The 23,627-nt window shown below is 71.1% G+C and carries 18 protein-coding genes, 2 tRNA genes and 2 riboswitches; of the genes, 4 read left to right on the top strand and 16 right to left on the bottom strand.

The window, feature by feature from the left end:
- The first annotated feature begins 149 nt into the window (after window positions 1–149).
- Window positions 150–404, top strand: a complete 255-nt coding sequence (locus E4J16_RS02730) for a YgjV family protein (protein WP_136194553.1) — start codon at window positions 150–152, stop codon at window positions 402–404.
- 85 nt (window positions 405–489) lie between these two features.
- Here the strand turns inward: E4J16_RS02730 and E4J16_RS02725 are convergent.
- The 4 genes from E4J16_RS02725 to E4J16_RS02710 form a co-directional block, all read right to left on the bottom strand.
- Window positions 490–565, bottom strand: a tRNA-Ala gene (locus E4J16_RS02725).
- Between the two features lie 197 nt (window positions 566–762).
- A complete protein-coding gene (locus E4J16_RS02720; protein ID WP_136313191.1) occupies window positions 763–2,049 on the bottom strand; it encodes a hypothetical protein in 1,287 nt (428 codons plus the stop codon).
- A 132-nt stretch (window positions 2,050–2,181) separates the two neighbouring features.
- Entirely contained in the window at window positions 2,182–2,799 is a 618-nt protein-coding gene (locus E4J16_RS02715) for a GNAT family N-acetyltransferase (RefSeq protein WP_240038239.1), read from the bottom strand.
- 79 nt (window positions 2,800–2,878) lie between these two features.
- On the bottom strand, window positions 2,879–4,090 hold the full coding sequence (locus tag E4J16_RS02710) for a molybdopterin molybdotransferase MoeA (protein ID WP_136313190.1): 1,212 nt from the start codon (window positions 4,088–4,090) through the stop codon (window positions 2,879–2,881).
- Window positions 4,091–4,262: 172 nt separating this feature from the next.
- Here E4J16_RS02710 and E4J16_RS02705 point away from each other — a divergent pair, with 172 nt between their 5' ends.
- From E4J16_RS02705 to mscL, 3 genes are all read left to right on the top strand, one after another.
- On the top strand, window positions 4,263–4,934 hold the full coding sequence (locus E4J16_RS02705; protein ID WP_136194549.1) for a 5-formyltetrahydrofolate cyclo-ligase: 672 nt from the start codon (window positions 4,263–4,265) through the stop codon (window positions 4,932–4,934).
- A 140-nt stretch (window positions 4,935–5,074) separates the two neighbouring features.
- Window positions 5,075–5,776, top strand: a complete 702-nt coding sequence (locus E4J16_RS02700) for an RcpC/CpaB family pilus assembly protein (protein WP_338028873.1) — start codon at window positions 5,075–5,077, stop codon at window positions 5,774–5,776.
- 117 nt (window positions 5,777–5,893) lie between these two features.
- Window positions 5,894–6,277 carry a large conductance mechanosensitive channel protein MscL gene (gene mscL, locus E4J16_RS02695; RefSeq protein ID WP_136194548.1) on the top strand — a complete coding sequence of 128 codons (384 nt, stop codon included), beginning with the start codon at window positions 5,894–5,896 and terminating at the stop codon, window positions 6,275–6,277.
- 967 nt (window positions 6,278–7,244) lie between these two features.
- Here the strand turns inward: mscL and E4J16_RS02690 are convergent.
- From E4J16_RS02690 to E4J16_RS02635, 12 genes are all read right to left on the bottom strand, one after another.
- Entirely contained in the window at window positions 7,245–7,613 is a 369-nt protein-coding gene (locus E4J16_RS02690) for a PTS sugar transporter subunit IIA (RefSeq protein ID WP_168708213.1), read from the bottom strand.
- A 266-nt stretch (window positions 7,614–7,879) separates the two neighbouring features.
- Window positions 7,880–8,116 (bottom strand): transcriptional regulator, encoded by a 237-nt coding sequence (locus tag E4J16_RS02685; protein ID WP_240038238.1) that lies wholly within the window; start codon window positions 8,114–8,116, stop codon window positions 7,880–7,882.
- Window positions 8,113–12,267, bottom strand: a complete 4,155-nt coding sequence (locus tag E4J16_RS02680; protein ID WP_136313189.1) for a DNA helicase — start codon at window positions 12,265–12,267, stop codon at window positions 8,113–8,115. The genes E4J16_RS02685 and E4J16_RS02680 overlap by 4 nt, the downstream gene beginning before the upstream one ends.
- Before the next feature lie 90 nt (window positions 12,268–12,357).
- Window positions 12,358–12,430, bottom strand: a tRNA-Arg gene (locus E4J16_RS02675).
- A 97-nt stretch (window positions 12,431–12,527) separates the two neighbouring features.
- On the bottom strand, window positions 12,528–13,469 hold the full coding sequence (locus tag E4J16_RS02670) for a universal stress protein (RefSeq protein WP_136194474.1): 942 nt from the start codon (window positions 13,467–13,469) through the stop codon (window positions 12,528–12,530).
- A 153-nt stretch (window positions 13,470–13,622) separates the two neighbouring features.
- Window positions 13,623–14,366: a C40 family peptidase gene (locus tag E4J16_RS02665; protein ID WP_315970236.1), complete on the bottom strand. Its 744-nt coding sequence runs from the start codon at window positions 14,364–14,366 to the stop codon at window positions 13,623–13,625.
- Between the two features lie 59 nt (window positions 14,367–14,425).
- A riboswitch (cyclic di-AMP (ydaO/yuaA leader) is annotated at window positions 14,426–14,583 on the bottom strand.
- A 225-nt stretch (window positions 14,584–14,808) separates the two neighbouring features.
- A complete protein-coding gene (locus E4J16_RS02660; RefSeq protein ID WP_136194472.1) occupies window positions 14,809–15,567 on the bottom strand; it encodes a C40 family peptidase in 759 nt (252 codons plus the stop codon).
- A 1-nt stretch (window position 15,568) separates the two neighbouring features.
- A riboswitch (cyclic di-AMP (ydaO/yuaA leader) is annotated at window positions 15,569–15,725 on the bottom strand.
- Window positions 15,726–15,940: 215 nt separating this feature from the next.
- Window positions 15,941–16,618: a metal-dependent transcriptional regulator gene (locus E4J16_RS02655; protein WP_136194471.1), complete on the bottom strand. Its 678-nt coding sequence runs from the start codon at window positions 16,616–16,618 to the stop codon at window positions 15,941–15,943.
- A gap of 129 nt (window positions 16,619–16,747) precedes the next feature.
- On the bottom strand, window positions 16,748–18,100 hold the full coding sequence (locus E4J16_RS02650) for an MFS transporter (protein WP_136194470.1): 1,353 nt from the start codon (window positions 18,098–18,100) through the stop codon (window positions 16,748–16,750).
- A gap of 176 nt (window positions 18,101–18,276) precedes the next feature.
- Window positions 18,277–19,731, bottom strand: coding sequence for an NCS2 family permease (locus E4J16_RS02645; RefSeq protein ID WP_136194477.1), 1,455 nt, complete (start codon window positions 19,729–19,731; stop codon window positions 18,277–18,279).
- Between the two features lie 190 nt (window positions 19,732–19,921).
- Complete coding sequence (locus E4J16_RS15935) at window positions 19,922–21,142, bottom strand: DUF3027 domain-containing protein (RefSeq protein ID WP_275669581.1); 1,221 nt, start codon at window positions 21,140–21,142, stop codon at window positions 19,922–19,924.
- Between the two features lie 66 nt (window positions 21,143–21,208).
- On the bottom strand, window positions 21,209–23,623 hold the full coding sequence (locus tag E4J16_RS02635) for a helicase-associated domain-containing protein (RefSeq protein WP_136313188.1): 2,415 nt from the start codon (window positions 23,621–23,623) through the stop codon (window positions 21,209–21,211).
- Window positions 23,624–23,627: the final 4 nt, after the last annotated feature.

Below are 23,627 nucleotides of genomic sequence, written 5' to 3'. Positions count from 1 at the left end.
GTGAGCAAGCGCGACCGCTCGCCTTGTCCGTGGCACAGCGGCCAGTTATTCTCTAGCACACCGGCAGCGAGGCGTTCAGACTCGACCAGTGCGACGGCAGTGCCCTGCCTTGAGTTGCATTGACCCGCCGGGCAGGTCCAGGAGCAAACATGGACACTCGCACAATCCTCGAGATCGTCGGTTGGGCCGGTTCCGGCCTCGTTGTCATCTCCCTGGTGGTCGCCAGTCAGCGCGCTTTCCGTGGGCTCAACCTCGCCGGATCACTCATCGCCACGGCCTACAACGCGATCCTCGGAGTCTGGCCGGCGGTCGGCATGAACACGGCCATAGCCCTCATCGACATCTACTGGCTCCTTCGTTTGCGCCGCGATTCCCGGCCCCGGTCCATCTCCGACGATTCCTGAGTATCGCCCGGCGCCAGGCAGCCGTAAGCACATATGAGTACGAAGAACGCCCCGCCCGTAATACGGGTGGGGCGACTCGAGCACGTGGTGGAGCTAGGGGGATTCGAACCCCCGACCTTCTCATTGCGAACGAGACGCGCTACCAACTGCGCCATAGCCCCTGGGCGAAGCTGATCGTAGCACCCCAGCCATGGCGGCCCGCAAGTCGTGCAGCAGTGACTCATGCCACCGCGCACATTGTCGAAGCGGTCGGGTACCCGGGCAGCAGTTCGCCGTGCATCCGACCACCGCTACGACATGCCCTCCCGGGCGCCGCCGACCGTCTCCGCCCCGGCGCGAGTGCACCGCCGCGCCGCGCTCAAGCGCCGGCTCGGCGCCGTTCGAGCACGGCCTCCAGGTCGATCGGGTGGAACACGGGCTCATCCGCCTCTACGCCGAGGTCCGCGGTCGGATAGGTGCGCAGGTTGCGGGGCCGCTCCGGAACCGGTGCGGAGTCGAATGCCTGCTCCGCGGGCGGCTCGTAGCTGCGGCGCGGCGCGCGGGCGGCCAGGGTATAGGTGGGAGCCGGCACGCTCACCGGATGCCAGCCCTGGGGCGGGGTCGCGGGAGCCTTTACATCCGCCTTGACGCCAGGCTTGACAGTACGCGCCGCATCGGCCGCTGCCCGCCCCCGGACCTCAGCCCCGGTTACAGCCTCCACCGCGGTCATCGCCACGTCCGCCTCGGAAGTGCCCCCGCCGGACCCGACCGGCGCGGCTCCCGCATCCGTGCTCGACTCCTCACTGCGGTCCACCTCGCCAGCGGCGGACTCGACGACGGCGGATTCCACAACTGCCGCCGCTGCGCTCGCGGGCGCGCCAACCTCGCCGTCGTCCCCGGCCTCGACAAGATCGCCGCGCTCCGCCGCCTCCGTCGGCTCTGCCGCCACGGGGGTCACGACGGCGGCAGCGGCATCCGCCTCAGCCCCGCCTTCGTGCGTGAACTGCGTGTGTCCGCCCCGGCTTACGTCCGTGGGCTCCTCGGCCTTCACCTGTGCTGCCCCCGCAGCCGGCGCGGAGGCGTTCTCAACCAGACGACGCCCACCGGAGCCGCCGGTCAGTGCCGTCAGCTCGCGCTCGAGCGCCGCGATGCGACGACGCTCACGCAGATCGGTCGCCGCTGAGGCCCGCGCCGCACGGTGGCCGGCCGTCGCCGACAGGCACAGCAGCGCGGCTGGGATAACCACGGGCCACCACGGCATGACGGTAACCCCGGCGATCACCAGCGTGCCGAGGGTCACACCCGCAAGCACCAGTGCGACGGTTGCGCGGTGGGATGCGGCCACACGACGCCGTTCCCGGTTGCGCTCATGCGCAGCGCGAACGCGAACGAGCTCGCGTTCCTTGCGCAGCGCACGCACATTCCTGACTTCGGGCCTGTTCATCGCCCTCACCTCCGGTCGGCGTCGGAAAATCATGGCGTGCCCACCGCCGCAGCCGCCCTCCGGAGCAGCCGCATCCCCGGTGGCCAGGAGCCGAAGCCCCGCCGAGTAGCGGTCCTCCGCGTTGGCCATGCCCATCGCCTCACGGCGCCTGACCAGGAACGGCAGTAGGTACACGGCGAGAACCGCGACGAGTGCGAGCAGCGCCCACGTTTCGATTCCCACGGCTCAACCGTAAGCTCACGGGACACCGTAATTCGCACACCAACTCGGCGTGTTGGCGGGTATTGCGCCCGCATTTCCGCAACGGTTATTCCATGCGGTACGCGCCGCAGGCTCCCCCGCAGACCTCAGCTTTCACATTCGCCCCAGGCGACTCACGAATCCTCCTTGGACCACCGCGTCCTCCGCAACAGCGGCGAAGGCGATGTGGTCCGCCCAGGCACCATTGATGTGCATCAGACCTCGCCGCAGCCCCTCCCGGCGCAGGCCGAGCCGTCGGCAGACCGCGAGGCTACGAGTGTTCTCCGGCCTGACATCTATCTCCACCCGGTGCAACCCCACCTGCTCGCCGAACAAGTGATCCAGCACCATCGCCACCGCCAGCGTCATCAACCCGCGCCCCTCCCACGAGGCACCGATCCAGTATCCGACCGTGCCGCACTCAAGCGCGCCCCAGCGAACGGATGAGACCGGCACCTGGCCCGCGAGCGCCCCGTCAACCTCCAGCACGAAGGGCATCGCCTCGCCGCGGCGCGCCAACCGGCTCTGTGAGCGCACATACTCCCTGAAGGATCCGAGCGTGTCGGGGCTACCGGGCGGGAGCGTTGCCTCCCAAGGAGTCAGGCGGGCGTCGTCGGCGAGGCGCAGCCGCTGCCAGGCCGACTCATCACCGGCCCGAATGGGACGCAGCACCACGGTACGCACGCCACGCGCCAGGCCTCGGGCGCTGACCGCAGACTCGGTCAACGTCACGGGCCACGGAAAACAGCGTCTGCGCGGCCGGGGCGTGAACACGTCGGCGAGTCGGTCAACCACCGTTGCAGTCCGGCGCTCAGGCATCAAGCAGCAGGCAGTGCAGCGTGTCACCGGAGACAACCGTCTGGGTATCCTCCGGGACGACGGCGATCGCATTGGCGCGCGCGAGGGCAAGCAGCCGGGTGGTTCCGGGCTGCGCCGTCGGCTGTGCCGTGTACCCGCGCGACGGCGAGCCGCTCAGGTGCACGGGCACGAACTGCCGCTTACGAGCCGGGGAGTGCCAGCCGGCCGACACGGTCGCGGGCACGGATGCACGGTGCAGGTCCTGCCAGCCGGCAATCTGCCGCAGCACCGGGCGGATGAAGGTCTCAAAGGCGACCTGTGCGCTCACCGGATCACCGGGAAGACAGAAGATCGGAGTGCCCTCAACCGTACCCACGCCCAGCTGCCTGCCCGGGGCCATGGCCACGGCGTCGAAACGCACCGTGCCCAGGGGCGCCAGCACGTCCTTGACGGTGTCCCCCTGGCCGACACTCAGCCCACCGGTGGTGATGAGCACATCGGCGCGCACGAGCTGATCCTCAATGGCCTCCGCCAACGCACCCAGGTCGTCCGGCACCGCGGCCACCCTGAAGGCCTGGCCTCCGGCATCGGTCACTGCGCACGCCAGTGCGTGGCCGTTGGCGTCGAACACGTCCCCCGCCTCCCGGGCGTGGTCGGGTTCGACGAGCTCGTCACCGATGGACACAATCACCACGCGGGGCGCCGGGTGCACCTTGACCCGGTGCCGACCGATCCCCGCCAACAGCGCGATCTGACGGGCAGAGATGCGCGAGCCCTGCGGCAGCACCGTGGTGCCTGCCTGAACATCCTCGGCACGGCGTCGCACATTGTCCCCGGCAGCGGCCGCCGCTCGCACCTGCACCCGCGACTCGCCGCGGTCGGTGTCGGTCCAAGACACGACCGCGTCGGCGCCCAGCGGCAGGGGCGCGCCGGAGTCGATGAGAACGGCCGCACCCGGGACCAGGCGCGTGGGACGCATGTCACCGGCACGGACGGCGTCCATCACCTCCAGGGTGACGGGTTCGTCCGGGGCGGCGTCGGCAACATCGGTGGCGGCGACCGCATAACCGTCCAGCCCCGCCAGGTCGACGGCGGGAAGGTCAATGTCGGCGACGACGTCCTCAGCCAGGACACAGCCGACCGCGTCCAGGAGGACCACGTCCAGCGGGGCCGCGGCCCGGGCGATCTCCAGGCAGGCCGCCAGGTGCTCGGCAACGGTGCGCATGGGCTCTTGTCCTCCTCCCGCCCGGGCAGTGCTCCCGGGGCTACCGCACCAGGCTACCCGGCCGCGCCCGCAGGCCCGGGGACAAACCGGCACAAGGCGCGGCCCGCCGTCGGGGGACAACACCCCATGCTCACAGCCCCGCGCCCGGCGCTCCGCCTGAGACAATGCGGTCATGAGCACTCAGGCACGTGTCCTGCCAGACACCAGTTCCCTGGCGGCGGGCGACGCAAAGGAGCAGCTGCGCCAGGTGCTGCGTCAGCATCGAGCCGCCCACCACCGTCATCCCGAGCACGGTCACAACGCCACGTGCCGACGGCTGACCGCCCATATCCTCCAGGCCATCGCGGACATGAATACGGTTGCCGCCTACGTGTCGGTTGGGCACGAGCCCTGCACGCGGTTGCTGCTGGAGCAGCTGGAGGAGTCGGGCACCGGCGTGCTGCTGCCCGTGCTCGGCCCGCATCTGTCCCGCTCCTGGGGGTACTTCCGGGGACTCGCCGACCTGGCCGAGCGCTCCCCGGGACGGCCCCCGGAGCCGAGCGGCGAGGTACTGCCCGCCACGGCGATCGCCGACGCCGAGGCCGTGATCATTCCCGCGCTGGCGGTCGACCGTTCGGGACGCCGCCTAGGCCAGGGCGGCGGCTGGTACGACCGGGTACTGCCCCTGCGGAGGCGGGGCGCACCCGTCTTCGCGGTGGTGCACGACGACGAGCTGGTGGCGGGGCCGCTGCCGACTCAGGCGCACGACGCGCCGGTCGACGCCGTCATCACCCCCGACGAGTGGTTCCTCCTGGAGGGATCCGCCTTCGCCGGCGGAAACGGCAGTACGCACAGCCGCGGCTGAGCGCCGCGGCCAGAGCCGAGTGCGGGCGCGGGCGCCCCGCTCAGCCCCGCCGTCCTCCACAGGTCCACTCGGCGACACCCATCAGCGCCCCCATCCACAGGGCCGCTGCGCGTGCTGGCTCCGGGTGCCAGTCTGTCCCCATGCCTCAGCTCACACGCCGTCACCGCCGCACCGAACCCGAACATGAACGCCCCCGCCGACCGGGCCGACGGCGTCCGCCGCGTCCCTCCCTGCTGCTGTGGCGGCAGCGGCACCTGGTGGTCGCCGTCTGCCTGGGAGCGGCGGTCATGGCCGTGCTGGGGGTGCTGCGGCCCGCGCCGGAGGGTCAGCAGGAAGTGATCGTGGCCGCCCGACCGGTCAGCGCCGGCGCCGTGCTGACCGATGCGGATATCGAGGTCCGTGCGGTGGCGCAGTCCGCCCTGCCGGAGGCCGGACTGGCGGGACCGGAGGTCGTGGGCACGCGCGCCGCGATCGCTCTCGAGGAGGGGACGGTGCTGACAACCTCGATGACGAGCGCATCCCTGGCTGTCGCGCTGACGCCATCGGAGCGGCTCGTGCAAGTGCCGATCGACGTCGGCGCCCAGTTGGCCGAACCGGGAGCACGAGTCGACATAGTCGCGGAACGGAGCGCCGCTGCGGCCGGCAGAGAGGAACCGGGCAACACCTCTGCCGTCATCTGCTCCGGCGCGCGGGTCGTGCTGTCCCAGGTAGAGGGAGGGGAAAACCAGTGGACCACACAGACGAAGGTCACACTCGTCACCCTTGCCGTTCCCGCCGTGGACGCTAGTCTAATTGTCGGCGCGGCCACTAATGGTGCACTCGGCATCGTGCTGAGCCCGTGATCCCGGTCCGCGCCCGGTCAGCCGCCGCGGACCATTACCCCGGAACGCCGGCTCGACCTCGCCCAGACCTTCGCGAGCGGCATACGTGCGCCCTCGCCCCACACCGAAAGGCACCACATGCTCAAGGGATTCAAGGATTTCATCGCCCAGGGCAACGTCCTGGAGCTGGCCGTCGCCGTCATCATCGGCGGCGCCTTCGCCCCGATTGTCCAGGCCATCACCGACGTCATCATGGGCATCATCGGCGCCGTGGTGAAGCAGCCGAACTTCAACTCCGTGCTGCAGTTCTCCATCAACGGCTCCGACCCGATCCAGCCGGGCACGATCATCACCGCCGTCGTCAACTTCCTGCTCGTCGCCGCGGCCGTCTACTTCTGCGTCGTCGCCCCGATGAACAAGCTCACCGCGCGCCTGAAGAAGGAAGAAGAGGAGGCCGCCGAGCCCACCGACGTCGAGGTCCTGACCGAGATCCGCGACCTGATCAAGCAGCAGCAGTCCTGAGCCGTGCTCGCGGCCGCCTCGCGGCAGCCGCGACCGCGCCTCCAACAAGTGGCGTCCGCCTTTGCCGGCGGGCGCCACTGTTCTACTACCAGGACGCTGCACGCCCGGGTCATCGGAGAGAACGTGGTGCTTTGGGCCACGGGGCGGCGTGAACGCATGCTTTTTCCCGGTGGCGTGCGGGTCGTCCGTAGCGGCGCGCGCTGAGGCGAGGATCGAGCTCACGGTCATTGGCGCGCTGCGCAGGACGCGTCCGACTTCCTTCTCCCGCCATTCGGGCTCTTCGTGTTTGTGGGAGTGGGTGGAGCCGGGAGCCAGTTCACCGGCGTGCCTTGCGCTGAAGTCGTCTGCTACGCCGGTTCGGGGTCTAGTACGCCGGGTCAGTGTTTACTACCCCGGTTCGGTGTCTGCTGAAGGGTTCTGGGCCCTTCAGCTAAGGCCAAACTGGCGTAGCAGACGCCGAAGGAGCTTAGTAGAGGCCGAAGGGGCGTACCCGACGACTGCGCCCTGACCCCAGCTCGCTCTACGCCCGCGGCGCCGCCCCGAGGACACCCCCCCGCCGGCCACAAGTCCTCGTCGGTCCCAGAACGTCCGCGCAGGCACCCACGCCGACCCCCGCCCGGACGCCCGAGCACGACCACCTCGTCCCGAGCACGACCACCAAGTCGGACCCGTCCGCGCCGAGCACGTCCACCTAGCCGGCCCGGTGCACACCGAACAGCACGCCCGGGCACGACCCCACCCGCGGGCCCGCACCACCACACCCGCAAACGCGCAGAGCCCGTGAGCATCCGATGGTGGCCCCAGCTGTCACAGATTGCACCACTTTCGCCGGGACACGCCGGGAACTTGGCCGACACAACCGCATAGTTTCAACGATTTGCCCAAGGCGGCTCGCGTGCGGGCAGGTAAAGTGGTGCAACCAGTGACACCTGGGCGACAGCCACCGCGCCCCGTAGCGTGAGCGGCGCTACAGCACATCCAGCATGGCGGCGACGAAGGCGTCGTAGGAGTCGACCGCAGCGAGACGGGTTACCTTGGCCGGATCCACTAACGCCCTGATCACGGCGTCGAACACATCCCCGAAGGAGTCACGGCTGTCCGCCGACAGGCACAGCATGGCGACGAGCCTGACCGGCATGCCGTCCCAGTCGATCGGCCGATCAGCCAGGCACACCGCAATCGCAGTACGCGCAGCAGTCATCTCAATCGTGTGCGGAATCGCAGCGCCAGACGCGAAAGAGGTAGGAGACAACCGCTCACGCTCCCTGACCTGGCCCAGGAACTCAGGCCCAACAGCACCCGCCCGAGCCAGGAGTCCCGACCGGCCCGCGGGCACCAACCCACAAACCGGAGGCGCCGCATGTGGTGTAGGTGGCGGTGTACGTGGCCAGCTTTCGGAACCCTAGGGCGCTGGCGGGCAGGTGTTCCAGGCGGCCGTTGACTGCCTCGGCAGTCTGGACCGCGTCCTCTCAGTCTGGATCGTTTGAGAGCGCCTGCCAGGCAGTCCAAACCGGCCTTGGCGGTCCAAAGCAGCACGTTCGCGCCGATGCGTCGCGACTTCAGCGGTGGCGGTGTGCACCGGTGAACCCGTCATTCGCGCCATCACCCCCAGTGCGGCGGGACCTCGCGCAGCAGGCGGGCGTCATTGACGTGGTCAGTGGACTCGCGTCCGAGCACACCGCCATCACGGGAACGGGCATCGCTCAGCGCATCCAAGCTCCGGCGGCGCTCCGCCTCCGCCTGCGCCTGCGGGGCCTCCCCGCGGGCGACGCGAGCGGCGTCCTGCGGCGACAGCGCCACGGCACGACGTCTCCGGCGGGACGGTGCGGGCTCACTCATCGCGTCCGCCGAACCGCGTTCGCCAGCACCGCGTCGATCCCCGCGCCCCGTCGGCTCAGCACCAGCGCACGGCGGAGTTCCTCGACCTCATCGGCCTCGCTGCGCTCCACGCCGTCGGAGCGGATCCAGGCGACCAGTTCATCGAGCTGGTCATCGGAGTAGGCCTGCAGGGGTAGGCCACGCGCGATCGGCGGACGCTCGGCTCGCGCGGGCGCCTCTTCCAGGTCGGCGCGAGGGGCCGGGGCAGGGTCCTCCCCCGGCACGGCGGACGCCGTCTCCCCCGCGGACTCGTCCCCCTCCGGGGGCTCGGGCAGGGGCACGGGAGCGGGAACGGGCTCGGTACGGGCGGAGACCGCCGCCAGCACCTGCGCCTCGATCTTCTTGGCCTCAGCCTCGACGTCGACGAACACGCCCACGGAGTAGGCCATGTGTACCCGCCAACCGCGCCGCTGCAGGCGCTCGACCCAGTGCCGGTCGCGCCGCCGCAGACTCGGCTGCGCGACATAGTCGACATCGTCGGTGAGCACGGCGACGAGCAGCTCCCCCGGCAGGTCGGGGTGGCCGATCGCCAACGGGATGCGGGCACCGCCCTCGATCCCGTAGCGGGGCACAACCACCAGGCCCCTGCGCCACAGGTGCTCCGCGAGCTCCACGAGCAGGCGCTCCGGCGCGGTCTCCTCCTGCTGGGGATACTGCCGCCCGGAGTCAGCGGCGTGGACCAGGACCTCACGCAGCAGGCGCGCCCCGGGGGCGTGCAGCCGCCCGGCGTCGATGTCATCCGGCCCCAAGCACGACACGATCTGAGTCGCACCCCGGGAGGCGCACAGCGCCTCAACCAGGCTGACCATGCCACCGACGTCGCTCACCTCGCCGAAGCTGTGAATCGTGCGCCCGTGCGGGGTCTTGGCATAGCCGACGGAGACGATGATCTGGTCGCGGCGCAGCGAACGGGCCTCCCCCAGGTCGACGACGACGAAGGGCTCGGACACACCCATCTCAAAGAAGTCCGCCAAGGCGGGGGAACCGGAGACGGCGGCCGCCGTCGCGCGCCGGATCTCCTCTGCGTGGCGCGGGTTCAAGGCGATGACGCCGAGTGACTGCTCGGGACGCGTCAGGGCGTGGTCGATGATCAGGTCCACCACCCGCCCGACCTCGGCGGGAACCGACTCCACGGCCGTGCGGCCCGGGGCGGGCATGCCGCGCCCATCGACCAGCTCCAGTGACAGGCGGGAGCGCCCGGGCGGGGCCGGGACCGCCTCCACGACGTCGCCGTAGCCGTTCGCGGCGAGGAACGCGGCGATCTCCGCGTCCAACGTGTTGCGGCCCGTGGGCAGCGTCACCTGCGGCAGCAGCGGACCGAGTTCGGCCGCCAGCCCGGACGACGAGCGCCGCGGGTCCCCGACGACGAGTACCTGCTCGGCACGCACGAATGCGGGGATGACCCGCGATACCGGGACATTCGTCGAGGCGTCCAGGATCGCCAGGTCGACGACGGCGTCGGCGGGGAACACCTGCGGCACCAGGGTGGGCGGAATGATCCACACCGGTTTGGCGACCATGGCGATGGGATGGGCGGCGATGACATCGCGCAGCGACGTCCCCTCCTGAAGGGACAGCGCCCGGTACAGGCTGCGGGCGGCATCCTTGTCGGCGTCCACGGCCGCCCGGACGCGCCGGGCACAGGCCTGCGCCACCGGGCCGGACAGCGAGTCGGACTGCGCGGCGTCAAGCTCGCGCAGCGATACCGCCAGGTCGCTCAGGGCACCCGCGTCGAGCCCGCCCAGGTCGGGGTCCTCCCGCATGATCTGCGCCAGCAGCGAGGACCACCAGCAGTAGGTGAGCTCATCCTCGATCTGCTCGGGCTCGACGTTCCGGGCCGCCAGGTCATCCAGCAGCGGGGTGAGCCCCAAGTCATCCAGGGCGGTGGCCACCCGGTTGATCTCCGGGAGCTTGTGGACCGTGACATCGTCGGCCGCCAGGACGCGGGAGCGCTCCTCCAGCTCGGTCAGCGGCAGCTCCATCAGCGAGGCACCCGCACCAATGACGGGTTGCAGCGCGGTGACGGCATCGCGCGCGCGCGCGGCCACGCGCTGCATCTCGTCCAGTCCCTGCGGCAGTCGTGGCCAGCCGCCATCGGGGTCGTAGCGGCGCCACACGTCACGGCGCTGCTGCACCTTGACCAGCTCCCCGTGCAGGTCGGCGACCTCCCGACCGGGACGCACGAGATCCTTGGCCTGCTTGATGAAGCGGCGCCGGGTGGAACGCCCCATCTCCACACTGTGGTCCTGCCGCCACTGCTTGGAGGCGGTCGCGATGACCATGTCTGCGGCGGAGCGCTCAAATACCTCCGGGAGGAAGACGTCCAAGGAATCGCGCACGCCATCGAGCATCTCCAGCTGCTCGCACCACTGGGCGAGCGTGTCCGCCCGGGTGATGCCGGTGGAATCGGCCGCCGCACCCGCCTGCTCCCGGACCGCGGGCAGAAGCTCATCGGCCAGCCGGGTCAGGCGCGCCAGTGCATCGGTCGCCTCGTCGACGTCGGCAACCGCCATCCCGTTCCAGGCGGAGTCCGCCAGCGCGCTCGTGAACAGTCCCAGCGCGTGTGCCCTGCGAAGCAGCTCCGCGCCGCGCTCACGGCCGGCGGCATCCAGGTGCTCCAGGCGTCCGGGGGCCACGCGCGCACTGGTGCGGGCGCGCACCCTGCCGGAGGTGAGCTCGGCGAGCCGCTGGAGGGCGTTGTAGGCGGAGACGTCCCAGGGGGCGCGCTGCCGGTGCAGTGCGGTCACGTAGCGGGAGAGCTTCTCACGTACGGAGGTCAGTCGGCTGCGCATGCCGACGACGGCGGTGACGTCCAGATCGGGGACGGTCACCCCCATGGACGCCTTGATGTCCTCGGCGGCGTGGCGACGCCACGCCGGGTCCTCGGTCAGGTCCAGCACGATGGAGCCCAGCCCGAGCTCGCGCAGGGCGTCCGCAACCGCATGCCCGTCGGCGCTGGTCGCCGGGACGTGCAGGACAGTGCGTCCCAGGGCGGCGGCATCCGCCATGATCGCCGCGAGCGTGGCGGCGACATCGGATCCCGGAGGGGCGTCCAGGAGCAGGGAGGCACCTGAGCCGACCGCTTCAACGGCGTCCAGCTGAGCGGGGTCCAGGTCTCCCACACCGCGCTCACGCTCGGGCGCCCTATCGGTCCGATCGGGTTGGGGCAGGGGGACGTCGAGGGCGGCACGGGCCTCGCCGTCGCCGGCCAGGGCCGCCACGAGGGCGGAGGCGCGTGCCCGCTCAATGGTGGCGTCGAAGTCCTCCACCAGGGCCTGGCCGGGGTGCACGAAGGCGCCGACCACCAGTCGCTCGTGGATCTCGAATCCGGGCAGGTACTCGCGCCCGAGGGAGCCGATGGTGCTGAGGGCATCGCGCGGGGTGAAGCCCTCGTCGGCCAGGGTGGTCCGCGCGACTACGTTCACATCAGCGGCGCAGCCGTGCCTACGCAACGCCCGAGTCAGGACGGGGTTGACCTCGATCGAGCGGTCGAGGGTGAGGGAGGCGTCCGCACCGGCGCTGGACAGGCGTACCGGTCGCAGCAGCACGGGGGCGCTGACGGTACGCACGGCCGTCGGCGCGGTCTCCGCGACGGCGCCGCCGGGAGCGGCCGAGCCCTCCCCTGCGGGCACCTCGGCATCCTTCGGGTCGGTGACCGGCTCCGTCCAGCCGGCCACGCCGATGGCCAGGTAGACCGGGGCGACGCCGAAGCTCCGGGACAGCTGGTCGGTGCGCCCCGCCAACTCGCGCAGGGACTGCCTGGCGATGCCCAGGGCGACCCGCTCCCTCACCAGGCTTCCCAGGTGCGTGGGCCGACCCGCGTACAACTGAGCCAGCCCCGAGGGATGCGCCGCAGTGAGGTCGACGATGCCGTCGCGATCGGAGAACGCGTCAAGACTGGAGGTGCCGCCCAGGTCGGCGAGCTCCTGACGCCAGCAGTCGAGCGCGGCCTCGATACGGTCCCGCCGCTCGGCATCCATCGAGGGAACGGGGTCCGCCTCCGCGGACTGAGCGGGAGCGGGCTCGGCGGGCAGATCTGCACCCTCGGGGTCACGCGGCTGAGGGCCGGCGTCGCGCCGGCCGCGGCCCAAAGAGAACAGTGAAGGCGTCATATCGCCTCACGATATCCGTCCCTCCGCCCGGGACGGCGCCGACGCACCGAGAAGTCGGGCATCTGCGCCTGGACCGTGCAACGGTTACAGTGCCCCCGGCGCGATTCGAACGCGCGACACCCGCTTTAGGAGAGCGGTGCTCTATCCCCTGAGCTACGAGGGCCGGCTGAGGACGGCTGCGATACTACCCGATCGTGCACCGTGCCCGGCTACGGCGCCGGGCGGCGGCCGAGTGCCGCCGCCCGCCGCCCCGATACCGGTCAGGCGCGGGACCAGGGAGTGGTCTGAGTGCGGCCCACGCGGATGTCGTCGTCCCGGGTGCGTGCGGGCACGACCATGACGGGGCAGGACGCGTGCGACAGCACCCCCTGGCTGACGGATCCGAGCAGCAGCCCGGAGAAGCCGCCCCGGCCCCGGGATCCCACCACCACCAGGTCGACGGCGGTGGAGAACTCGGACATCAGCTCGGCGGCGTTGCCGTCGAGGGCGTGACGGCGCACCACCACGTCGGGGTGACCCTCGGTGGCCTCGGCGATGGCCCGGTCCAGTCCGGAGCGGACATCGGTGAGGACCTGTTCGCGGTCCACCGCCGCCGGCAGCCAGGCGAGGGCGCCGGCGCCCGACGCCATGGGTACGGCGGCAATGGCGGTCAGCTCGGCGCCCCAGGCCTCGGCCTCACGCACCGCCCACTTCAGCGCCTTGCGGGCGGAGTCGGAGCCGTCCACGCCGACCACGATGCGGCGCACCGGCGTGAAGGCGGAGCCCTCCGTGTGGCGCGGAACCACGACTGCGGGGCAGCGGCTGTGCGCCGGCAGCGCCGAGGAGACCGTGCCGAGCAGACGGTCGGCGAAGCCGCCACCGCCACGGGTGCCGACGACGGCGAGCGCGGCATCGGCCGACAGGTCCACCAGCACGCCGGCGGGGTCACCGGTCTCCAGGGAACTGGTCACCGTCACACCGCGCCCCTGCGCGCGGGCAACGGCCTCGTTGACAACCGCCTCGGCACCTGCGCGAACCGCCGAGTCGTCCAGGGCGGCATAGCCGCCGTCAAGCGAGGCTGTAGTGAAGGAGGGCAGGGAGTAGGCGCACAAGATGTGAACGCGCCAGCCGTTGCAGGCGGCGCGGTCGACCGCCCAGTCGACCGCCTCCAGGGATTCGGGTGAGCCGTCAACTCCGACGAGGACGACCTTGTCTTCGGCCATGGGTGTGCCCCTTTCTGCGAGCGTCGAGTACTCGACCACACTCATTCTGCCCCGTGTGCGGGCGTGTTCCAAAACACGTTTTCAAAATAGCACGTGGGGGCTGCCGGCCTGCTGACCGGTCGCCCCCACGCGGTGGAGCGGGATGTCGTGTACTCAGCCGACGCGCACGTACTGCGGCGAGCCGTAAACGGCCCGGTAGGAGACGCCCGTGGCGGGGGTCCCCGCGTCAATCATCATGCCGCCGCCGGCGTAGATGCCGACGTGGCCGCCGTAGTAGACGATGTCGCCGGGCTGCGCCTCCGCAGCGGACACGATCGTGCCGGAGGCGCCCTGGGCGTAGGAGGTGCGGGGCAGCGAGATGCCGACCTGGGAGTAGACGTACTGGACCAGCCCGGAGCAGTCGAAGCCGCCGTTGGCCGGGGAGTTGGAGCCCCAGATGTAGGCCATGCCCGTGTACTGCATCGCGATGGACACGACCGAGGAGCCGGAGGGGTTCGCGGCCGCGGTGCTCACCGGGGCGACGGACTGCTCGGCATCCGTGGTGCTGTCCGCATTGGCGGTCTCGACGACGGCCTCCGCCTCCGCGGTGACCTCCGCCTCTGCCTCCGTCTCCTCCTCGACCTCTACCACGGGGGCCTCGGCGGTCGGGGCGTCCACGGTCTCAACGTCGCTGGGGACGGTGACGGACTGTGCGACCTGCACTGCCTCATTCGTGGAGACGACGGTGCGCGCCTCGGCGGCGAGCACACCCACGCCCTGAGTCTCGAGGGAGCCGGCGGACTGCGCCGCCTCATTCGTGTTAGCGGCCGAAGCGCCGGAGGCGATCATGCCGAGCGCGAGACCGGAGGATGCAGCAACCGCGAAGCCACGACGGGCAACCGGGGCCACAGAAGTCATCGGAGTCAGCGGACGAGCAGCCTTACGATGCCGAGCCGAGGTGCGTGTTGTCATGTAGTGGTTCTCCTCTGAGATGCCTACGAGGTGAGCTGTCGGGTTCGGACTGGAGACGCCCGGCCCGCATCGCGCGGGCTTCACCCCAAGGCCCCGGCTGCGCCGGGACCGCGTTTGGTTCCCCCGTTCCTGCCATGTATGTGGGATATGACAACCGAGACCGAGCGGCAGGATTGAGCCTCGCTCTCAGCGTCGCGGCCATTGAGCTCCGCAACGGTGAACACGTTACCCGAAGTTCCCCGGAGCCGTCACGGGGAGATCACACACACCGCCGTGACAAGTGGCACACGGGACTGCGGTGGACAGAACCCCAGGTCAGCGCCTTGCCGGACATGCACAGCGCCCCGCTCCCAGGACCGGGGGCGGGGCGCGAGCGGGCCGACGGCGGTCAGCCGACGCGCAGGTAGGTCGCCCCGGAGTAGACGGCGTGGTAGGACACGCCCGTTGACGGCGAGGCGTCCACCATCATCCCATCACCTGCGTAGAGGGCCACGTGCCCCGACCACCACAGGATGTCACCGGGCTGTGCCTCGGCCGCGGAGATCGGCGTGCCGATTGCCCGGATCTGACCGGACTGGTGGGGGATGCTGATGCCGTACTGGCCGTAGACGTACGACACCAGCCCGGAGCAGTCGAAGGCGGAGGGACCGGAGGCGCCCCACACATAGGGGGTTCCGACGTACTGCATGGCCAGCGCGACCATGCCCTGCCCGGAGGAGGCGCCGGCGGATACGACCTCCGCGGCGCTCTCATCCGCCTCGGTGGCCGCGTTCGCGTCAGCGGCGGAATCGGCGTCGTCCTCCTCAGCGACCTCCTCGACCACCGGTGCGGTGGCCGTAACGGCGGCGGCCTCGACGACGTCCGAGCTCCACTCCGAGGTGGCGCCGGCCGCGATTGCCGCGTTGGTGGTAACCACCTCGCGCGCGTCATTGGCCAGTGCCGCCACGCCGGCGTCAGCAAGCGCGCCGGCGGAAGCGCCGGCCTCGGCATCCTCACCTGCCGCGTTGGCACCGGAGGCGATCATCGTCAGTGCGAGCCCGGACGAGGCGGCGACGGCGAGTCCGCGGCGGGCGATGGGCGCCGCCTCCGACAGCGGGGTCAGCGGACGGGCGGCCTTGCGGTGACGGGCCTTGACATTTGTAGTCAATGGATTCTCCTGCGGAGCCTCCGAGGTTAGCTGTCGGGTTCGGGCGGGAGACGCCCGGCCCGCGTCACGCGGGCTTCACCCCGAGGCCGCGCCCTGTGGGACGTTACGGCCGGAGAAGTGGTTCCCCCGGGCCTGCCGAAGAACAGTCTGTGGGGAGGCGACCCGCACCGGCAGGCTTAGGCTCTGCGCGTCGCTCTGCGACCAGAGTGCTGGCCGCGCCCCCCAATCTAGCGACACTGGGGACTTCTCCCCTACCTCATGCACTGTGGAATCTCCCACGCCAGGACCGCCCAGGCGATCGGCCTTAGGCGCACAGGAATGGGTGGCGCCGTCGAGCGTTGCGCCGACGACGTCACCGAGCCGGGGGCGTCAGTCAGCGCTTGAGGAAGAGGTGCCGGGTGAGGGAGCCCTGCAGCAGGAGTGAGGCGGCGTCGTCGTCCCGGCGGGTGACCCGGATGCCGCCGACCGTCGAGGTCAGCCGGACCGGCACGCCCGCGCGTATACCGGCGTCCTCGAAGCGGACGATCAGGTCGGCCTCGGCCTGAATGGGCTCGCCCACGCGTGAGATGACGGCCTCCGAGCGGCCGTCGCGGACCAGCCGCTCGGCGCTGATCTCGTCGGCCGCGGGGGCCGGGAGCGCCGATGCCCGCTCCGGAATCGGATTGCCGAAGGGATCGGCCGAGACGTCGTCGAGAATCACCGCCAGACGGTCCTCGACCTGTTCACTCATCACGTGCTCCCAGCGGCAGGCCTCTTCGTGAACGAGTCTGCGGTCGACTCCGATCACGTCCAGCAGCAGCCTTTCAGCAAGGCGGTGTTTGCGAATAACCTCAGTGGCCCGGCGCCGCCCCTCATCCGTGAGCTGCAAGGAGCGGTCGTCGGCAACCCAGATGAGCCCGCTTCGCTCCATGCGCGCAACCGTCTGGGAGACCGTCGGCCCGGAGTGCCCCAGCCGCTCCACGATCCGTGCTCGCAGTGGGAGCACGCCATCTTCCTCAAGTTCGTACACGGACTTGAGGTACATCTCGGTAGTGTCGATTAGCCCACTCATCTGGTGTCTCCTCCGGTGGCCGCTACCCAATGCGGCACGGTCGCCCGCGGCCGACGGCCGACGCGTACGCACGTGCGCGTACAGGATATCGGCGTCCGTGTCCGAGGCCACCAGCCCCGGTCGCCGACGTCAGTGGGAGCCGGTGCCAGGGTCGCGGTCCTGGCCTGCGCCGGGTGCGTCGGCGTCCGTGCCCGCGGCCCCCTCCGCCTCACCCAGGCCGGCTCGCTCGCGCGGGCCGATCGTGGCCAGGAACGGGCGGGTGGAGGAGTAGGCGAAGTCGATGTGCCAGTGACGCCGCGCCCAGATGCCGGCGACGACGGCTGCGGCAACCGCGGCGATGCCGCCGGCCAGGATTGAGACGCGCGGCCCCCACTGGTCCGACACCCACCCCATGATCGGGGCGCCGACCGGTGTGGTGCCGAGGAAGAACATCATGTAGATGCTCATCACGCGTCCCCGCATGGCCGGCTCCGTATTGAGCTGGACCGTCTGGTTCGCGCTGGTGAGCACCGTGAGCACGCACAGCCCCACCGGGATCGTCGAAACCGCGAAGAGCTGGTAGTTGGGCGTGAGCGCCATCAGGATCGTGAACACTCCCAGGAAGAAGGAGGCCACCACCAGGGTGCGCACGCGCGGCGACTTGCGGCGCGCCGCCCACAGGGCGCCGGCGAGAGAACCGACGGCGAAGACGGATGAGACGGTGCCGTAGGCGTCGGACTCCATGTCGAAGGTGGAGCGCACCATGGCCGCCATCGTCACCTGGAAGTTGAGGGTGAACATTGAGACCACCGAGATCACCGCGATGATGACGATGATGTCGGTGCGATGGCGAATGTAGGCCAGGCCCGCACGCAGCTGTCCCTTGGCGCGCTTCGCGCGCGGGACGTCGTACAGCTCGGTCAGGCGCATGGTGGCCAGGGCGAGCGCCGGGAACAGGAAGGTCAGGGCGTTGACCAGGAACACCCAGCCGGGGCCGATCCAGGCGATCACCAGGCCACTGGCCGCGGGGCCCAGGAGTCGCGCGGCGTTGAATGAGGCCGAGTTCAGCCCGACGGCGTTGGCCAGGTTCTCTGCTGGCACCATGCGGGCCACGAAGATCTGCCGCGCCGGGGCGTCGTACGCGGAGGCCAGTCCCGTGGCGAAGGCGGCGAGGTACACGTGCCACAGCGCCGCGTGGCCCGCGAGCACGTCCACGGCAAGCGCCAGTGAGACCACACCCATCGCGCATTGAGTGACGATCAGGAACTTGCGCTGGTCGACGCGGTCCGCGATCAGCCCGGCGTGGGCGCTGAACAGCATGGCGGGCAGGAACTGGAGCGCCGTCGTGATGCCCGTGGCGGAGGCGGAGTCATCGGTCAGGATCCGCAGCACCAGCCAATCCTGGGCCACGCGCTGCATCCAGGTGCCGGTGTTGGCCACGAGCGCGGCGAAGAACCAGATCCGATAGTTGTGAAACTTCAGTGACTCGAAGGTGCTGCTCACGGTGGGGAGTCGACTCCAATCTCGGGACCAGACGTCCGGCGCATTCGTCGGGAGGCGCAGTTTTTTGGAAACGGTTAATTGTACGCCTGTACAGGACACATGACGCGGAGGGGCGGCGACGCAGCCGTGGCCGCGTCGCCGCCCCTCCGGGTGGCTGGTTGTGAGGCGAACCGGCGTCAGCCCACGCCGAGGATCGCCTTAATGGGCTCGAGCGTGAAGTAGATGACGAACAGCACCGAGGCCACCCACATCAGCGGGTGGATCTGCTTGACCCTGCCGCGGGCCAGCTGAACGACCAGGTAGGAGACGAAGCCCGCGCCGATGCCGTTGGTGATGGAGTAGGAGAACGGCATCATGATGATGGTGATGAAGGCCGGCAGGGCGATCTCCGGGGTCTTCCAGTCGATGTCCGTCACCTGCGTCATCATCAGGAAGCCGACCACGACCAGCGCCGGGGTGGCCGCCTCGTAGGGCACCATGGAGACGACCGGGGCGATGAACATGCTGGCCAGGAACAGCACGCCGGTGACGATGGAGGCCAGGCCGGTGCGGGCGCCCTCGCCGACGCCCGCGGCGGACTCGATGTAGGAGGTGTTGGAGGACACGCCCCCGGCACCGCCGGCGATCGCACCCAGGGAGTCGACGACGAGGATCTCACGGGTGCGCGGCGGGTTGCCGTTCTCATCCAGCAGGTCACCCTCGGCACCGATGGCGACCATCGTGCCCATGGTGTCGAAGAAGTCGGCGAGCATGAGCGAGAAGACCAGCAGCACGACGGAGACGACGCCGACCTTCTCCACGCTGCCCAGCAGGCTGAAGTGGCCCAGCGTCGCCAGGCTGGGCAGCTCAACGGGCGTCCCCTCCAGGGCGGGGATGGACAGCGACCAGCCTGTGGGGTTGGTCGCCGCGTCGAAGGCGCCTAGGTGGGCGAAGGCCTCGATCAGGGCCGCCAGGATGGTGGAGGCGACGATGCCGATGAGGATGGAGCCGCGCACCTTGCGCACGTGCAGCACGAGGATCAGGAACAGGCCGAACAGGAACACCAGGACGGGCCAGCCCTGCAGGGAGCCGCCCAGGCCGAGTTCCAGCGGCGTACCGCCGGCACGCACTACCTTGGCGTCCACCAGGCCGATCAGCGCGATGAACAACCCGATGCCCACCGAGATGGCGGTCTTGATGTCCGGCGGGACGGCCTTGAACACGGCCTCCCGGAATCCGGTGAGCACGAGCACCAGAATGATGATGCCCTCGATCACCACCAGGCCCATGGCGTCGGCGTAGGTCATGCCGTTCATCCCGACCAGGGTGTAGGCGATCATGGCGTTGATGCCCAGTCCGGCGGCCAGTGCCATGGGGTAGTTCGCCACCAGGCCCATGAGGATGGTGATGATGCCCGCGATGAAGGCGGTGCCGGCGGCGATCTGCTCGGTAGTGCCCAGTGGCGCGATCCCCTCGTGCGGGGTGGACAGCACCAGCGGGTTGAGGACGAGGATGTAGGCCATCGTGAAGAACGTGACGAAACCGCCGCGCACCTCACGTGCCACCGTGGAGCCTCGCTCGGTGATGTGGAAGAAGCGGTCTATCGCGCCACGGGCGGGCGCTGGCCGCGATGATTGTGCTGCTGTGGGAATAGGGGCATGTGTGGTCACAGGCCCGGATTCTCCCAGACGCCTGGACTGTGATGAAACTCCGGTCGCCCCTTGGACACGAGCGCACGCCTACGCAGGGAAGGCCCAAAGCGCCGAGCGGCCACCGCCCGACGTGCCCACCGGGCCCGGCGGAGGCCGCCCGCTTGTGGGGCGTCAGGGTGAGTACGTCGGCTCAGGCACGCGTCGGCAGTGAGGCCTCAAGCTCGGCCAGGGCATCCGCGGCGGCATGGCGCTGCGTGACGTCATGGTGCTCGCGCTCCAGAGCCAGATCGGCGACCGCGTCACGGGCGGAGGCGGCACGGCGAGAGGCGGCCGCCTCCGGCTCCCGCGGCGACTCCTCCGACGCAATCCCGGCCTCCGGCTCCCGCGGCGACTCCTCCGGCGCAGTCCCGGCCTCCGGCTCCCGCGGCGACTCCTCCCGCACCGAATCGGCCTCCGGCGCCTGCGCGGGCGCTTCCGGAGTCGGCACCTCGGCCTCCGCAGCCTGCCCAGCCTCCGGCTCCGCCTGCTCCTCCTCACGGGTGCGTCCGCCGCGCAGGTCAGTGCCATTCGTGGCCAGCGGCTCCATGGCCTCCTCGTCCAGGCGCGACGGCGACACCGGCCACTCGGGGCCCTGATCGGGCAGGTCGGTTTCGGAGTGGGCTCCGCAGCCGTGGTCCAAGGAGACGACCCTCCCGTCGTCGGCCGCCCACTCGTTGGCGCACACTCCGAAGGTGTTGCGCAGGCGCCCCGCCATGGGCACCAGGAAGCCACAGGTTGAGCATGTGGCATGCGCCTTGCGCACGCCGTCGGCGTCGGGGCCGGATTCGCCGTCGTACCAGCGCTGCGCGGCGCGCCGGTAGCCCTCGGCGGACAGCACGCGGGCGCGGCCGAGGTCGAGCTCGTCCAGGGCGACGGCGTCGCTGTCCTCGCCGGTGGCCTCCCAGCCGGGCTCGAGGCGCTCATCCGTCTCTCGCCTGGGCAGGCGGTCGGAGCGGGTGGCGTCCCCCGGGCGCAGCCGATCGGCCCAGGGCACCCAGGCCGGCGCCAGCAGCGCCTCCTCCCCCGGAAGCAGCTCCATCTCACAGATCGTGGCGGTACGGCCGCGCGGCGGCCGAGACATGGTCACCGCCCAGCGCCAACCGCGGTAACCCGTCAGGTTGCAGTCGAACAGGTGAGTGATCAGACGCTTGTCCAACTGCCGGGACGCGGCGTACTGCCCGACCGAAAGCGGTTCAGTGATCTCTCCCAGGGCGCTGCGGGCCGCATCGATGGCAGCGGGGGAGGTCAGGACCTTGTCCTTCGCGGCAACAGCCTGCTGCGCCGCCGTCGGCAGGGCTCCGGGGCGCGCCGCCGGGGCCGCCGGCCTTCCGCTCGCGGTGTTCTTCGACGTATCTGTCGCTGCGTCAGTCACGGTTCCAGTGTAAGCGGACGGGGCGGCGGACGTCCCTCACCGGCAGCCCCCGGGCCGCCGCATCCGTCAGCCCGCTTGAACCGACACGATCCGGTGCACCGCCACGGTGAGTTCGGTCTCACGCCCCAGGTCCGCCAGCCGGACGCGCCCCGCCTCGACGGCGAGCACCCGCACGGTGCGTTCCTGCTGCGTTCCGTCAGCGCCGGTCAGGCGCAGACGCACCCGCGCGCGCGTGGCCTGCGCCTGACGCAGCAGGGCAAGCACCTGCACCGGGTCGCCGGCCGACGACGACGCCCCGCCGGCTGCACGCTGCGTCTCCTCCCCCGCGCGCAGCCGACCCACGAGGCCGGCCAGCTCACGGCGACCGGGACGCCGCAGGCGCACGGAGTGCTGATTGCCGGGGCGGGCGGGCTGCGGCGCGAGTACCCGCCGGCGGCGGTCGCCTCCGCCGACGCCTGACACCACGACGCTCCCGCGCTCGTTCTCCAGCACCGGGGCCAGGCCGGCGCCGCGCAGCTCGCGGAGCACCGCCCCCGCGGGAGCCGACGACAGAATGATCCCGGGAGCCACCTGGTCCAGGCCCAGGTCGCGCACGGACGCGTCGGCGAGGATCCCGGCGGCGACTGCCGGATCCTCCACGCGCAGCACGCTGGCCACCTCGCGTACGCGCACCGCGCCGTGGCGGCGGGCCGCGTCGTCGATGAGGACGGTCAGCGCGCCGGGCAGCGGGGTGAGGCTGAAGCGGGTCAGCGCCTGCACCAGCTCGCCGGCGGACCACCCGTCGTCCAGGGCGCGGCGGACGGACTCCGGAGTGAAGCGGACAGTGAGACCGCCCCCACGGGACTCGACCACGCTGCTGCGTTCCAGGACCGCAGCGAGGGCGGGAGTGGGGCGACCGGGGACGATGGCCGTCAAGTCCGACTGGACCAGCAGGGTGTCGACGCCGGCAGGCAGGTCCGCGGCCAGTGCCTGTTCGAGTGCCGCGGGCAGCATCCCACCGCCTTGCCCGGAGTCGACGGGCTCGGCGGCGTCCGCGTTCAGCGTGGCCGCACCGGAGGCGGCGGGTGCCGCAGTGCGCAGTGCCGCGGCCAGCACCCTGCCGGCACGGCTGAGGGCACCGCCGCCGGTCAGGCCGAGGAGCTCCGCCTCAGCCAATACCGCCCCGACGGCGCCCTCGGGGATCTGCCGACGGGGACGGGCGAAGGTGAGCGCGTCATGCGCCCAGGCGGCGTCGACGACTGTCCCCTCGGGCAGCGAGTCGAGCAGGATCAGGACGCGCCGACGCAGCCTGCCGGCCCAGCCGGCCTCGACGTCGGCCCCCAGGACCGGCCGCAGGACGCCGTCGTCGGAGCGCGTACCGACCAGCCAAGGGGTGCGCGCAGACTCCGGCCAGGCGGCCGCGAGCGCCGCCCACTGCTCGGGCAGTTCCGCCTCCAGCCAGGCGGGGACCGTGGTCGCCGGGATCCAGGCGGCGCCGGACTCGTCCAGGCCCAGCAGGTCGGCGCCGGCCGCGAGCTCAATGACCGTGGCGGCCTCGCCGCGCTCCAGTCCGACGGCGGCGGCGGTGCGGTCCAGAACCCGCACGCCCACGCCCCCGGTGCGCAGGATCTGCCCGCCTTCACGGTCCCACTCGGCCAGAAGCTCGCGGACCAGCCGGACCGCCTCCTCGGCGCGGCTCACGGCCTCGGAGGCGACGGCGTCGGAGGCCACGACGTCCAGGGCATCGGCGGACGGGGGCGCCGGCGGACGGCGGGTGAGTCTGCCTCCGCGCAGGGCGAGGCCGACTTCTCGCGGCAGTATGAAGCGAGTGCGCCCGGCCGAGTCCGAAGCGCGCTCGAGCCAACCGCGCGCAACCAGCTGGGCCGCCGCGGCGGAGTGGTTGCCGGGGTCGAGCGTGCCCACCGGCGGCCCCCAGGTCAGGGCCCTCAACACCGCAGTGCCCGGGGCGGAGTCCGCCCCCTCCGCCTCCTCCAGGGCGGTGAGCGGGGGCGGGAGCTGCGCGGCGGTGAGCGGTTCGGCGGCCCAGGGGCCCAGCCCGAAGGGATACGGCCCGAATGCGTCGGCGAGTCCGGGTACCGGGCCCGCCTCCAGGACCAGCGCCAAGCGGGCGAGCACCACCAGGCGAGCGGCGACGTCCTCGACAGCCAGCTCCAGGGCGGGCGCCAGGGCGTCGGCGTTGGTATGGCCCAGGGCGACGACGGCCTCGGCAACGGCGATGGTGACTGCATCCAGGTCACGCAGGGCGGCCTCCACACTGGGACGGGCGCAGGCGCGCGCGGCCAGGGCGGTGAAGGAGGCGGAGGGCGGAGACACCAGATCGGGACGGGCGGCGAGAAGCGCGGCGACGTCGCGATCGGGCAGGGCCATCAGGTGGGCGGCCAACTGCTCGATGCTCGCGACCGCGAACTCGCCCTCACGTCTCGCCCCAGCCGCGTTAGGCGAGCCCTCGGTCCGGATGCGGTCGGCGTGTCCTGCGCTCATCCGC

It is taken from the genome of Actinomyces procaprae (assembly GCF_004798665.1).
Taxonomy (GTDB): domain Bacteria; phylum Actinomycetota; class Actinomycetes; order Actinomycetales; family Actinomycetaceae; genus Actinomyces; species Actinomyces procaprae.
This window is presented reverse-complemented; position numbering and strand designations above follow the sequence as displayed.

Excerpts from the sequence above, each read along its gene's own strand:
- E4J16_RS02705 (WP_136194549.1), top strand. The coding sequence starts at position 4,263 with ATGAGCACTCAGGCACGTGTCCTGCCAGACACCAGTTCCCTGGCGGCG.
- mscL (WP_136194548.1), top strand. The coding sequence starts at position 5,894 with ATGCTCAAGGGATTCAAGGATTTCATCGCCCAGGGCAACGTCCTGGAG.
- E4J16_RS02665 (WP_315970236.1), bottom strand. The coding sequence starts at position 14,366 with ATGACTTCTGTGGCCCCGGTTGCCCGTCGTGGCTTCGCGGTTGCTGCA.
- E4J16_RS02730 (WP_136194553.1), top strand. The coding sequence starts at position 150 with ATGGACACTCGCACAATCCTCGAGATCGTCGGTTGGGCCGGTTCCGGC.
- E4J16_RS02655 (WP_136194471.1), bottom strand. The coding sequence starts at position 16,618 with ATGAGTGGGCTAATCGACACTACCGAGATGTACCTCAAGTCCGTGTAC.
- E4J16_RS02680 (WP_136313189.1), bottom strand. The coding sequence starts at position 12,267 with ATGACGCCTTCACTGTTCTCTTTGGGCCGCGGCCGGCGCGACGCCGGC.
- E4J16_RS02670 (WP_136194474.1), bottom strand. The coding sequence starts at position 13,469 with ATGGCCGAAGACAAGGTCGTCCTCGTCGGAGTTGACGGCTCACCCGAA.
- E4J16_RS02710 (WP_136313190.1), bottom strand. The coding sequence starts at position 4,090 with ATGCGCACCGTTGCCGAGCACCTGGCGGCCTGCCTGGAGATCGCCCGG.
- E4J16_RS02700 (WP_338028873.1), top strand. The coding sequence starts at position 5,075 with ATGCCTCAGCTCACACGCCGTCACCGCCGCACCGAACCCGAACATGAA.
- E4J16_RS02635 (WP_136313188.1), bottom strand. The coding sequence starts at position 23,623 with ATGAGCGCAGGACACGCCGACCGCATCCGGACCGAGGGCTCGCCTAAC.
- E4J16_RS02685 (WP_240038238.1), bottom strand. The coding sequence starts at position 8,116 with ATGAGTGAGCCCGCACCGTCCCGCCGGAGACGTCGTGCCGTGGCGCTG.